We start from the raw sequence: 12,946 nt of genomic DNA on the forward strand, positions 1-12,946 counted from the left end.
AACCGCTTTTTAGGTGCATATCCGGGCGCCTGTCGCCTACACCGGCGCCAGACAGTCAGGGTCCGGATTAGACCCTCCAGAGGCTGCACGCAAAGCGCGGCCCGCAGATTTCCGAGGGACAAATTCATGTGCGGCATCATCGGCGTGACCGGGACCGGCCCGGCGGTTCCCCGTCTGATCGACAGCCTCAAGCGGCTTGAGTACCGCGGCTACGATTCTGCGGGCGTGGCCGCCCTGGTCGACGGCCGCATCGAGCGCCGTCGCGCCAAGGGCAAGATCCGCGAGCTCGAGGCGGTGCTGGCCGCCGAGCCGCTCGAATCGACGATCGGCATCGGCCACACCCGCTGGGCCACCCACGGCGCCCCGACGACCGCCAACGCCCACCCGCACAAGGCGGGTCGGGTCACCCTGGTCCACAACGGCATCATCGAGAATTTCGCCGAGCTGAAGGCCGAGCTGGTGGCCGAGGGCCATTCGTTCGAAAGCCAGACCGACACCGAGGTGGTGGCCCATCTGCTGGACAGCGAGCTCAACAAGGCCAATGACCCGCTGGTCGCCTTCAAGACGGTGCTGGACCGGCTGACCGGGGCCTATGCCCTGGCGGTGCTGATCGAAGGCGAGGACGGCCTGATCCTGGGCGCCCGGCGCGGCAGCCCGCTGGTGGTGGGCTGGGGCGAGGGTGAGATGTACCTCGGCTCGGACGCCCTGGCGGTCGGCCCCTTCACCCAGAAGATCAGCTATCTGGAAGAGGGCGACTACGTCGGCATCGACCGTAACGGCGCGCGGATGTTCGACGTCAGCGGTGCGGCGGTGACCCGCCCGATCGTCCAGGTTTCGGCCTCGTCGGCGCTGGTCGAGAAGGGCGAGTACCGGCACTTCATGGAGAAGGAGATCCATGAGCAGCCGGACAGCGTCCAGCACACCCTGTCGGAATACCTCGACTTCGTGAACGGCAAGGCCAAGATCAACGCGGTCGATTTCGCCGCTGTCGACCGGATCCAGATCGTCGCCTGCGGCACCGCCTTCTACGCCGGCCAGATCGGCCGTTACGCCTTCGAGAAGCTGGCGGGCCTGCCCTGCGACGTCGAGATCGCCTCCGAGTTCCGTTACCGTCATCCGGCCCTGACGCCGGGGACCCTGGCCGTCGCCGTCAGCCAGTCGGGGGAGACCGCCGACACCCTGGCCAGCCTGACCTGGTGCAAGGGGCAGGGGCTTAAGACCGCGGCCCTGGTCAACGTCCACTCGTCTTCGATGGCGCGCGAGGCCGGCGTGCTGTGGCCGACCCATGCCGGCCCCGAGATCGGCGTCGCCTCGACCAAGGCCTTCACCGCCCAGGTCGCCGCCCTGCTGGCCCTGGCCGTCTCGGCCGGGGTGCAGCGCGGCCGCATCGACCCGGCGAGCGAGGCCGAGCTGGTCAAGGCCCTGTTCGAGGCCCCGCGCCTGATCGCCGAGGCCATGGGCATGGAGGCTGCGCTGAAGGCGGTGGCCCACGACATCTCAAAGGCGACCGACGTGCTGTTCCTCGGCCGCGGAGCGATGTTCCCCCTGGCCATGGAGGGCGCGCTGAAGCTGAAGGAGATCAGCTACATCCACGCCGAGGGCTATGCCGCCGGCGAGCTGAAGCACGGGCCGATCGCCCTGGTCGACGAACTGACCCCGATCGTCGCCCTGGCCCCGCTGGACGAGGTGTTCGAGAAGACCGCCTCCAACCTGCAGGAGGTCGCCGCGCGCGGCGGGCCGGTGATCATGATCGCGCCGAAGTCGGCCCCCGATCCGCACGGCGCCGGCATCCGCCGCGTCGATGCGCCCGAGTGCCACTCGCTGATCGCGCCGCTGATCTACGCCGTCCCGGTGCAGCTGCTGGCCTATTACACCGCGGTCCAGAAGGGCACCGACGTCGACCAGCCGCGGAATCTCGCGAAGTCGGTCACCGTCGAATAGGGCCGCTCAAGAGGGCTACGAAGTTCCGTATTGTGCGTTAGGGTGCCCGCCCTCGCAGTTCAGGACTTCGCATGCCCGCCCATTCCCGCCGCCTTCGCAAGGCCGTGCTGCCCGTCGCCGGCCTCGGCACCCGCGTGCTGCCCGGCACCAAGACCACGCCGAAGGAGCTGCTCAACGTCGTCGACCGGCCGATCCTCAGCTACATCGTGGAAGAGGCGCGTGAGGCCGGGATCGAGCACATCGTCTTCGTGACGGGGCGCTCGAAGGGGGCGATCGAGGACTATTTCGACCACCAGGTCGAGCTCGAGGCCCAGCTGCTGGCCAAGGGCAAGACGGACATCCTGGAGATGATGAACGCCGAGCTGGCCAGCGCCGGCGAGATGAGCTTCACCCGCCAGATGCAGCCCAAGGGGCTGGGTCACGCGGTCTGGTGCGCCCGCGACATCATCGGCGACGAGCCGTTCGCCGTGATCCTGCCGGACGTCATCGTCGACGGCCAGCCGGGCGCGCTGAAGCAGCTGGCCGATGTCTACGCCGAGGTCGGCGGCAACGTCATCGGCGTCGAGTCGGTGCCCGAGAGCGAGACCCACAAATACGGCATCGTGGATCCCGACGGCCGCGACGGCGACCGCATCCGCATGAAGGGGATGGTCGAGAAGCCGCCGCGCGGCGAGGCGCCGTCTAACCTGTCGATCTCGGGCCGCTACATCCTGCAGCCGGAAATCTTCAACATTCTCGAGACCCAGGAGCGCGGGGCGGGCGGCGAGATCCAGCTGACCGACGGCATGGCGCGGCTGATGCGCGACCAGATGTTCACTGCGGTCGAGTACGCCGGGGTGACGCACGACTGCGGCGACAAGATCGGCCTGCTGCGCGCCAACGTCGCCCTGGCCCTGAAGCGTCAGGATCTCGGCGAGGCGGCGCGCGCCGCCATCACCGCCCTTCTCTGAAGCGAATTACCGCGCGCGGATCGGACCGCCGCGGATCATGCAGACGTTGTCGAGCTCGGGGCGGCCGGTATTGGCGCCGGAAGCCTGCAGGATGCCCTCGCGCGCCTTGCAGTCGGCGGCCAGCCGCTCAAGTTCGGTCTGCTCCGGACCCGGCGTCGCGGTCGAGGCGCAGGCGCCGAGCGCCAGAGCGGCCGAAAGGACGAGGGAGGTGAGGGCGATACGCATGAACAGTCTCCAGGATGACCGTATAATGCAAAGCTTGTTCAGCGGTTCCTGTCTACCGCGTCGATGAGACGCTCCAGCTCGGCGGGCGCGGACAGGCGGTGGTCGCCGCCCTCGATCAGGTCCAGCCGCACGTCGCCGCCGGTCAGCCGCTCGACCAGGGCCGCCGCGTGACGCCAGGGCACGACGTCGTCGGCCCGGCCCTGCAGAATGTGCACGGGCGCGGCGATTTCGATCGCGCCGTCCAGCAGCAGCCAGTCGCGGGCCTCCTCGAACATGCGGCGAGTCAGGACGTATTCGCCGAGCCCTTCCTCGACGATCAGGGCTTCGCCGTCACGGACGATGGCCTGGCGAATGTGGTCGGCCAGGCCGGGCCACATCAGCCGCTCGGTGAAGTCCTGGGCCGGGTTGACCAGCACCAGCCCCTGGACCCGGTCGGGCCGCGCCAGCGTCGCCAGCAGGGCGACCCAGCCGCCCATGGACGAGCCGACCGGAATGACCGGCCCCTCGAGGCTGTCGATCAGGCCGACGGCGTCCTCGCGCCAGCGGCCGATGGTGGCCTGGCGCCAGTCGCCGGACGACTGGCCGTGGGCGAAATGGTCGTAGCGGACGTAGTTCCAGCCGCGCTCCCGCGCCGCCGCGTCCAGCGCCAGCGCCTTGGTCCCCTCCATGTCCGAGCGGAAGCCGCCGATCCAGAGCACGGTCGGGCCGGCGCCGCGGACCCGCTTCAGGGCCAGGGTCTCGCCGTCGGGGCGATGCAGGCGTTCGACGTCGTCCATGGCCGTTCCTCTCGCGAAATCGTTCGGGGACTGATAGCGAACCGAAGCCACCTAAGCGAAGGCTGAACCGCGTGTCCGAACCCAAAGTCCTGTTCGTCACCTCCAACCGCATCGGCGATTGCGTGATCTCCTCGGGGATCATCCGCGAGATCGGGCGGCAGATCCCGGGCGCGCGCATCACCGTGGCCTGCGGCCGACCGCCGGCGCCCTTCTTCCGCTCGGCTCCGGGCGTCGAGCGGGTCATCATCCTCGACAAGAAGAAGATGGCCGGACACTGGGTCGACCTGTGGAAGCAGGTGGTCGGGACCCGCTGGGAGATGGTCATCGACATCCGCGGCTCGGCGCTGAGCTATCTGATCCCGGCCAGACGGCGGGTGGTCTACAACCGCTCGTGGGAGACCGGGGTGCGCAAGGTCGAGATGGTGTCGCGCCTGATGGGCTCGGCGACTCCGCTCGATCCGGAGATCTGGCTGGACGACCAGGCCCGCACCGAGGCGGCGGCGGTCATCGATCCGCAGCTGGGAGGCGGCGCCGGACCAGGGCCGATCCTCGCCCTGGCGCCGATCGCGCACCAGCCCGGCAAGAGCTGGCCGGCCGAGCGCTGGGGCGCCCTTGTCGAGAAGCTGAAGGCCGAGCCCCGCTTCGACGGTTGGCGCTTCATGCCCGTCGGCGGACCCGGCGACCGGCCGCCGGCGACCCCGGCCCTGCAGGCGGCGGGCGAGCGCGGCATCGACTTCGTCGGCAAGGGCGACATCCTGGCCTCGGCCGCGGCGATCGAGCGCGCCGCGATGTTCGTGGGCAACGATTCCGGCCTGATGCACGTCTCGGCGGCGCTCGGCGGGCCGACGCTCGGCCTGTTCGGCCCGACCGAGTGGTGGCTGTACGGCCCGTGGGGCCCGAAGACCCGCACAGCCGCCTCAAACGAGACCCGCGGTCAGTTCGCCCCCATCGAAGACCTCACCGTCGACCATGTGTTCGACGCCGTGGTGGCCTTGCACGACGCCTACATCGCGCCGGAAATGCCCGCCAAACCTTGAAGAAACGCCTTTTCGCGGTCATATAGGCCGCTTGAGGGGAGCGCCGCGATCCGTCGCGCGTTCCGACTCGTCTGAATTCCGGCCACACAAGGAAACGACGCCCATTCGCCGTCCGATGCAAACGCCGCCCGTCAAAGACGGGCCGCCCATGAACCAAGAAATCCGCGCGCCGCGCGTTCTGCTCATTGATCAGAACGGCGAAAAGCAGGGCGTCATGCCGACGTCCGCCGCGCTGGAAGCCGCCGAAGAGGCGGGCATGGACCTGGTTCAGATCGTCTCCACGTCCGAGCCGCCGGTTTGCAAAATTCTCGACTACGGCAAATTCCGCTTCCAGGAGCAGAAGAAGAAGGCCGAGGCCCGCAAGCGTCAGAAGATCGTCGAGCTCAAGGAGATCAAACTCCGTCCGAACATCGACACCCACGACTATGAGGTGAAGGCCAAGGCCATGCACCGCTTCTTCGAGGAGGGCGACAAGGTGAAGGTCACCCTGCGCTTCCGCGGTCGTGAAATGGCGCACCCCGAGCTGGGCATGAAGCTGCTCAACAAGGTCCAGGCGGATTTCGAGGAAATCGCCAAGGTCGAATACGCGCCGCGTATGGAAGGCCGTCAGATGATCATGATCCTGGCGCCGAAGTAGACTTCAGGTCCGATCCGAAAATCAGACGCCCCGGTCCATCGGCCGGGGCGTTTTCGCATCCGCGGGGTGGCGCCGTGGAGCCGAGCCGCTATGAGGAAGTCGTGACCGAAGCCGCCCCCTCTCCGGACAAGTCCCGATCCGTCCTGGCGGTGTTGTTCGGCGTGGTCTTCATCAACCTCGTCGGCTTCGGCATCGTCATTCCGCTGCTGCCCTTCTACGGCAAGAGCTTCGGCGTCGAGGCCTGGCAAGTGGCCCTGCTGTTCTCGGCCTATTCGCTGGGCCAGTTCTTCGCCGAGCCGTTCTGGGGCCGCCTGTCGGACCGCATCGGCCGCAAGCCGGTGCTGATGGTCACGGTCGCCGCCAACGCGCTGGGCTACCTGGCCCTGGCCTTCGCGCCGAACATCTGGATCGCGATCGGCGTGCGTCTGTTCACCGGCCTGGGGGCGGGCAATATCTCGACTATCCAGGGCTATGTCGCCGACGTCACCCCGCCCGAGCGCCGCGCCGGCCGCATGGGGCTGATCGGGGCCGCCTTCGGTCTCGGCTTCATCGTCGGGCCGGGCCTGGGCGGGCTGCTGACCCGCGAGGATCTCGGCCATCTCGGCTATCAGCTGCCGATGTTCGTGGCCGCCGGCATGTGCCTCGTGGCCGTCCTGGGCATCGCCGTCCTGCTGCGCGAGAGCCGCTCGCCGGCCGACCCGGCCGCGCCGCGTCCGCCCTTCCTGCGCGGCCTGCACGACGCCGCGGCCAATCCGGTGGTGTCGCGGGTCCTGCTGGTGACGCTGATCTACATGGCCGGTTTCGCCGGCATGGAGTCGACCTTCGGCCTCTGGGCCGAGGCCCACTACGGCTGGGGCGCCCGCGAGGTCGGCCTGAGCTTCATGGCCGTGGGCATCGTCTCGACCGTCTGCCAGGGCCTGATCGCCGGCCGCCTGGCGCGGCGCTTCGGCGAAGCGCGGGTGCTGGCCGTCGGCTGCCTTATCTTCGGTACGGGCCTGATCGGCCAGATCGCGATGAGCCGCCTCTATCCTGGGCAGCCGCTGCTGGTCCCGGCCTTCATGGCCTTCGGCGCCTTCGGCATGGCGATGACGATGCCCAACATCTCCGCCCTGATCTCACGCTCCGTCGATCCGGAGCGCCAAGGGGCGATGCTGGGGCTGAACATGGCGGCCAGTTCGCTGGCGCGGATCGGCGGGCCGATCGCCGCCGGCGGCATCTTCACCTATGTCGGCCACGACTGGCCCTTCCTGATCGGGGCGGCCTTCACCGTCCCGGCGGCGGTGATGGCCGTCAACGCCGGCCGCGCCTTCCGTCGCCGACAAGTCCAGCCGGCGGCGCAACCGGCCGAATAGCCGAGCCGTCCTTATTCGGCCTATTGGCTAGGCCGCCCAACGCTCCTAAAAGTTGCGCTTACCTGCAAGGCTTGGGGGCCGTCCGATGTATATGCGTAATCTCTCCGTCGCTGTGGCGGCGGCCGTTTCGACGCTGGCCGCAGCGCCTGCCGTGCTCGCCCAGCCGGCGCCGATCGAGGCCTATGCGGCCCTGCCGGCGATCCAGGCCACGGCGGTGTCCCCGGACGGAGCCAATCTCGCCTACATCCGCCGCACGGGGGACAGCGCCAGCGTCGTCGCCCAGGCCCGCACGGGCGAAGTCCTGGTGACCATCGACGTCAGCGACCGCACCGCGCGCAGCGTCTTCTGGGCGTCGCCCGACCATGTCGTCATCCAGAGCACCGTCATCGAACACCTGCCCGGGTTCGCGGCGCCTTTGACCTTCGCCCAGCTGGACATCGTGAACGTCCGGACGCGGCAGGTCTCGCGCGCGCTGCGCAAGGCGGACCGCGCCGTGATCACGGGCAGCTGGGGGCATGTGGTCGGGACCTATCGCGGCGAGCCGGTCCTGTACGTCCAGACCCTGACCATGGAGACCCAGAGCCGCATTCCGTCGCTGGACGTCTATCGCGTGGGACTGGACGACGGCCGCGGCCGCCTTCACCAGGTGGGCGCCGAGGACACGCGGGACTATGTCGTGCGCCGTGACGGGACGATCGCCGCCCGGGTCACCTACGACGACGAGACGGGCGTCTGGCGCGTGCTGACGCCGGCGGGCGGCAATTGGCGCGAGATCCTGAGCCGACGCCAGCTGCTGGACATGCCGTCCCTCGTGGGCCTCGGCCGCAGCGAAGACACCGTCCTCCTCAGCGAACTGCGCGAGGATGGCCCGGTTCTGGTGGAGATCTCGCTGGCCGACGGCTCCGAGGTCGCCGAGCATGACAACAATGGCCTGGCCGGCATCCTGCGCGACAATCGCGGCCTGATGATCGGTCTGAGCCACGAGGGCCTGACCCAGGACTACACCCTGTTCTCGCCCGACATCCAGGCCGTCTGGGCGAAGCTGCAGCAAGGCCTGCCGGGGCGCCAGCTGACCCTCGGCGACATCAACGACGATCTGAGCGTGCTGGTCTTCCACTCCGAAGGCGCCGGTGATCCGGGCACGACCTACGTCTACGACGGCGCACGCCAGAGCGTGTCCCTGGTCGGCCGCGACTATCCGGACCTCAAGCCGGCCGACGTCGGTCAGGTTTCGGTGCTGCGCTACTCCGCCTCGGACGGTCGCGAGTTGTTCGGCTACCTGACCCGCCCGGCTTCGGGCGGCGACCGCAACCTGCCGCTGATCATCATGCCGCACGGCGGCCCGGAAAGCCGCGACCACGCCGGCTTCGACTGGTGGGCCCAGGCCATGGCCTCGCGCGGCTATCTGGTGTTCCAGCCGCAATTCCGCGGCTCCGACGGCTTCGGCCAGGAACTTCTGGAAGCCGGTTACGGCGAGTATGGCCGCAAGATGCAGACCGATCTGTCAGACGCGGTGGACTATCTGGTCAAGGGGGGGCTGGCGGACCGCAACCGGGTCTGCATCGTCGGGGCCAGCTACGGCGGCTATGCGGCGCTGGCCGGCATGACCCTGCAGCAGGACATCTATCGATGCGCCGTCGCCGTCGCTCCGGTCGCCGACCTGACGCGCAAGCTGGAGCTCGACCGTCGGCGGGGCGGCCGCGACCGCGAGAACACGTCCCTGCGGTACTGGATGCGCTTCATCGGCGTCGATCGCGACAATGATCCGCTGCTGGCCGAACTGTCGCCTTCGCAGCACGCCGCGCAGGCCCAGGGGCCCATCCTGCTCATCCACGGCCGCGCCGACACCGTCGTGCCGTTCGAGCACAGCACCATCATGGAGCGCGCTCTGCGCCAGGCGGGCAAGGACGTCGAACTGATCCCGCTCGACGGCGAGGACCACTATCTGTCCCTGCCGGCCACCCGGCGGCAGATGCTGGCCGAAACCATCGAGTTCCTCGAAGCGCACAATCCGCCGCGCTGAGTCCCTTTTCCTTGCCATCCGAGCGCGCTTCGACTAGAAGCCGCGCCTTCGCGTACCGAACCGCCGGGCGAACAGGCATGCCTGGGCGGTTCTTAATCAGGGCGACCACCCTCGGGCTCAAGTAGCTCGAAGAGCGGTAGCCCACTCAAGATGAGAGAGTGAAAATGCCGAAGCTGAAGACGAAGTCGGGCGCCAAGAAGCGCTTCAAATTCACCGCCACTGGCAAGGTCAAGGCCGGCGTCGCCGGCAAGCGCCACCGCCTGATCAGCCACAACTCGAAGTACATCCGCCAGAACCGCGGCACTTCGGTCATGGCCGACGCCGACGCCAAGAAGATCAAGTCCTACATGCCGTACGCCTGATCGGCGCACGCACTCCGGATCTGACCTCAGTAAGAATTTGAACGTTTCTCCTGAGCCGCGAGCGCTGAGCGCCGGGCCGGGGGACCCAATAGAAGGATAGCGACATGGCTCGCGTCACTCGGGGCGTTACGTCCCACGCCAAGCACAAGAAGGTTCTGAAGCAGGCCAAGGGCTTCTACGGCCGCCGCAAGAACACCATCCGCACCGCCAAGGCGGCCGTCGACCGCGCCGGCCAGTACGCCTACCGCGACCGCCGCAACAAGAAGCGCAACTTCCGCGCCCTGTGGATCCAGCGCATCAACGCCGCCGCCCGCATCGAAGGCTTCACCTACAGCCAATTCATGCACGGCCTGGGCAAGGCCGGCATCGAGCTGGACCGCAAGGTGCTCGCCGCCATGGCCGCCGACGAAGTCGCCTTCAAGGCGATCGCCGATCAGGTCCGCGGCGCCCTGGCCGCCTAAGCCAAGCGCACGTCGAGAACATGCAAAGCCCTCCGGTTCCGCCGGGGGGCTTTTTGCTGTCCGGCGCCCCCAAACCGTCAAGCGACTTGAGATTACGGCGACGCATGGGATGATGGCCGCGATTGATCGCGGCGGGGGTTGCGTGCGTCCTGTTCTGAAGCGTGGGCTGATGGCCCTTTTGTCGGCTGCGCTCCTTGCGACCGCGCTGGCTTCCACGCCGGCGGCGGCGATCGAGCCCGACCCGGCGCCCGCGCCGGCGGCGCCGGCGCCGTTGGAAGCCTACGGCGCTCTTCCGTCGCTGGAGCTGGTCGAGCTGTCACCCTCGGGCCGTCGCCTGGCTTTCGTCACCGTCCGTGGCGAGGACCGCATCCTGGCGCTGGTCGACCTGACCACGAACCGGCAGCTGGGCAGGGCCGGCATCGGCCTGGCCAAGGTGCGTGACCTGCGATGGATCGGCGAAGGCAAGGTGATGATCACCACGTCGTCGACGGAGACGGTCAGATCTCTCGGCATCGAGCAGACCGAATTCTACAGCGGGCAGATCTTCGATCCGGCGAGCTCCAAGATCGTGCCGATGCTCTCGCCCAGCCGAAACCTGTTCCCCGCCCTCGCCGGTCCGCCCGACGTCATCGAAGGGGATGATCCGGTCGTTCTGGTACGCGCCTATTCCTTCGAGGATACGGGCGGTCTGGACCTGTATCGCGTCGACCCGGACACCGGCCGGGCCCGGCTGGCGGAGCGGATGGCGCGGGACGTGGACGACTATGTGCTCGATCCCTCCGGTCGGTCGATTGCGCGCGGCGACTACAACCCACGATCGAAGGTCTGGACCCTGCTCCTGCGCCAGGGCGACGGCTTCCAGGAGAAATGGCGGACCACCGCTCCGATCGACCTTCCGCGCATCATCGGCATCGGCATGAACGGGGATAGCATCGTCGTCGCCGCCGATCGTCCGGACATGAGCCGCGAAGGGCGCGAGGACGCGGACTATTTCGATGTGGACCTGCAGACCGGCGTCTGGCGCCCCCTGCGCTTCGAGGTCGGTTTCACGGCGCTCCTGTTCCACCCCGCCACCCGCCGGCTGGTCGGGGGCGCCTGGACGGCGGAGGAGGGCCAGCAGTACGTCTTCTTCGAAGAAGGGGCCGCAACGCTGTGGGCCGGCGTGGAGTCGGTCTTCCCGGGCCAGTCGCCGGTTCTCGTGAGCTGGAGCGACGACCTGCGGCGGGCGGTCGTCTTCACCAGCGGCGCCGGGGACTCGGGAACCTACCATCTCCTCGACCTGGAGGAGGGCGCGGTCACGGCCGTCGGGGACGCCTACAAGGCGATCAGTCCCGAGAACGTGGCCCCGGTCTCCACCGTCACCTATGCGGCGGCGGATGGACTGGAGATCAACGGCTACCTGACCCTGCCGCCGGGGCGAGAGGCGAAGGACTTGCCGCTGGTCGTTCTGGCGCACGGCGGACCGGCCGCGCGCGACACCATGGGCTTCGACTGGTGGGCCCAGGCGCTCGCCTCGCGCGGCTACGCGGTCCTGCAGGCGAATTTCCGGGGCTCGACCGGCTATGGCCAGGAATTCCTCGAGGCCGGCTACGGCGAATGGGGCCGCAAGATGCAGACCGACCTGTCGGACGGCGTGCGGCATCTGGCGGCGCAAGGCCTCATCGATCCCGAGCGGGTGTGCATCGTGGGCGCCAGCTACGGCGGCTATGCGGCCCTGGCCGGGCCGACGCTGGACAAGGGCGTTTATCGCTGCGCCGTTTCGGTCGCAGGGGTCGCTGACCTGCGTCGCATGGTCGAGCATGAGGCGGAGGAGCGGGAGCGGCGCGACAACGAGGTGGTTCGCTACTGGAATCGCTTCATGGGCGACGAGCGGCTGGGCGACCGGTCCCTGGACGACCGCTCGCCGGCCCGACTGGCCGAGCAGGCCGATGCGCCCATCCTCCTGCTGCACGGGCGGGACGACACTGTGGTGCCGATCGAGCAGAGCCGCCTCATGGCCGCCGCCTTGCGCCGCGCCGACAAGCCGCACGAGTTCATCGAACTGAGCGGCGAGGATCACTGGCTTTCGCGCGCCGAGACCCGCCAGCGCATGCTCGTCGAAACGGCGCGCTTCCTGCAGGCCCACAACCCGGCGGACTGAGGGTCGGGGGGCGCGTTTTCGTTTTCCGGCGACTTAAGGCTAGGCTTCGGCCATGACCCTGCGCCCGATCCTGATCGCCGCCGTCCTGCTCGCCCTCGCCGGCCCTGTCGCCGCCCAACAGCGGACGGTCGCCGTCACCTTTGACGACCTGCCTTACCAGGCGGCGGACGAGGCGGATCTGTGCGATCCGGCCAAGGCCATGTCGATGACCCACGATTTCGTCGACATGCTGCGCCCGCTCGACACCCATGCGGCCGTCTTCGTCAACGAAGGCAAGGTCTGCGCCGAGAACCGGGACGAACTCCTGCCCGAGATCCTCGGCGTCTGGCTGGACGCCGGCCTGGATCTCGGCAACCACACGGCCAGCCACATCAACATCCACCAGAACACCGTCGAGGCCTATCTGGCCGACGTCGACGCCGGCGCCCCGGTCAGCCGCGCCGCCCTGCAAGAGCGCGGCGAGACGCTGAAGTATTTCCGCCATCCCTATCTGTTCACCGGCGAAACGCCCGAGAAGAAGGCCGCCATCGCCGCCGGCCTGGCCGAGCGGAGCTACACGGTCGCGCCGGTGACCATCGACAACAACGACTGGATGTTCGCCGCCGTCTATCGCCAGGCCGAGGCGGCGGGGGACGAGGCGCTGAAGACCCGGATCGGCGAGGCCTATGTGGCGCACATGACCGCCGCGCTGGATCATTTCGAGCCCTACAGCGCCGAACTGACCGGCGGGCGCGAGCCGGCGCAGGTGCTGCTGCTGCACGCCAACAGCCTGAACCGGGACTGGTATCCGCAGATCCACGCCCTCTATCTGGCGCGCGGCTATCGGTTCGTGTCGCTGGAAGAGGCGCTGGCCGATCCGATCTACAGCCACGCCGACGACTATGTCCGCGCCGCCGGCATTTCCTGGCTGCACCGCTGGACCCAGACCGACGGTCGGCCGATCCGCTGGGAGCCCGAGCCGCCGCAGTGGATTCGGGACGCCTACAAGGCCGGGAACTGACGCCTGAGCGCCTGACCGGGTGACGAAACGGCTCCGGCCCGC

General features: G+C 68.6%; 12 protein-coding genes. 10 read left to right on the forward strand and 2 right to left on the reverse strand.

What is annotated here, in order from left to right; translation table 11 throughout:
* Positions 1-126: 126 nt before the first annotated feature.
* Positions 127-1,941 (forward strand): glutamine--fructose-6-phosphate transaminase (isomerizing), encoded by a 1,815-nt coding sequence (gene glmS / locus ASC65_RS01820; protein ID WP_056448661.1) that lies wholly within the window; start codon positions 127-129, stop codon positions 1,939-1,941.
* 71 nt (positions 1,942-2,012) lie between these two features.
* Entirely contained in the window at positions 2,013-2,891 is an 879-nt protein-coding gene (gene galU, locus ASC65_RS01825) for a UTP--glucose-1-phosphate uridylyltransferase GalU (protein WP_056448664.1), read from the forward strand.
* Positions 2,892-2,897: 6 nt separating this feature from the next.
* Here galU and ASC65_RS01830 read toward each other — a convergent pair whose 3' ends face one another.
* Entirely contained in the window at positions 2,898-3,116 is a 219-nt protein-coding gene (locus ASC65_RS01830; RefSeq protein ID WP_056448667.1) for a hypothetical protein, read from the reverse strand.
* A gap of 38 nt (positions 3,117-3,154) precedes the next feature.
* Positions 3,155-3,892, reverse strand: a complete 738-nt coding sequence (locus tag ASC65_RS01835; protein ID WP_056448670.1) for an alpha/beta fold hydrolase — start codon at positions 3,890-3,892, stop codon at positions 3,155-3,157.
* Between the two features lie 71 nt (positions 3,893-3,963).
* On the opposite strand from ASC65_RS01835, the gene ASC65_RS01840 reads away from it, so the two are divergent.
* The 8 genes from ASC65_RS01840 (at position 3,964) to ASC65_RS01875 (ending at position 12,904) form a co-directional block, all read left to right on the forward strand.
* On the forward strand, positions 3,964-4,929 hold the full coding sequence (locus ASC65_RS01840; RefSeq protein ID WP_056448673.1) for a glycosyltransferase family 9 protein: 966 nt from the start codon (positions 3,964-3,966) through the stop codon (positions 4,927-4,929).
* Positions 4,930-5,044: 115 nt separating this feature from the next.
* A complete protein-coding gene (infC, locus tag ASC65_RS01845) occupies positions 5,045-5,566 on the forward strand; it encodes a translation initiation factor IF-3 (RefSeq protein WP_056448676.1) in 522 nt (173 codons plus the stop codon).
* A gap of 101 nt (positions 5,567-5,667) precedes the next feature.
* Positions 5,668-6,918, forward strand: a complete 1,251-nt coding sequence (locus ASC65_RS01850; protein ID WP_082525826.1) for an MFS transporter — start codon at positions 5,668-5,670, stop codon at positions 6,916-6,918.
* Positions 6,919-7,009: 91 nt separating this feature from the next.
* Positions 7,010-8,941: an alpha/beta hydrolase family protein gene (locus ASC65_RS01855; protein WP_162245648.1), complete on the forward strand. Its 1,932-nt coding sequence runs from the start codon at positions 7,010-7,012 to the stop codon at positions 8,939-8,941.
* Between the two features lie 164 nt (positions 8,942-9,105).
* Positions 9,106-9,303: a 50S ribosomal protein L35 gene (rpmI, locus tag ASC65_RS01860; protein ID WP_003166435.1), complete on the forward strand. Its 198-nt coding sequence runs from the start codon at positions 9,106-9,108 to the stop codon at positions 9,301-9,303.
* A 104-nt stretch (positions 9,304-9,407) separates the two neighbouring features.
* On the forward strand, positions 9,408-9,764 hold the full coding sequence (gene rplT, locus ASC65_RS01865) for a 50S ribosomal protein L20 (RefSeq protein WP_056448681.1): 357 nt from the start codon (positions 9,408-9,410) through the stop codon (positions 9,762-9,764).
* 169 nt (positions 9,765-9,933) lie between these two features.
* On the forward strand, positions 9,934-11,904 hold the full coding sequence (locus ASC65_RS01870) for an alpha/beta hydrolase family protein (RefSeq protein ID WP_082525827.1): 1,971 nt from the start codon (positions 9,934-9,936) through the stop codon (positions 11,902-11,904).
* A 52-nt stretch (positions 11,905-11,956) separates the two neighbouring features.
* Positions 11,957-12,904, forward strand: a complete 948-nt coding sequence (locus ASC65_RS01875) for a polysaccharide deacetylase family protein (protein ID WP_056448684.1) — start codon at positions 11,957-11,959, stop codon at positions 12,902-12,904.
* The last annotated feature ends 42 nt before the right edge of the window (positions 12,905-12,946 follow it).

Source organism: Brevundimonas sp. Root1279 (assembly GCF_001425945.1).
GTDB lineage: Bacteria > Pseudomonadota > Alphaproteobacteria > Caulobacterales > Caulobacteraceae > Brevundimonas.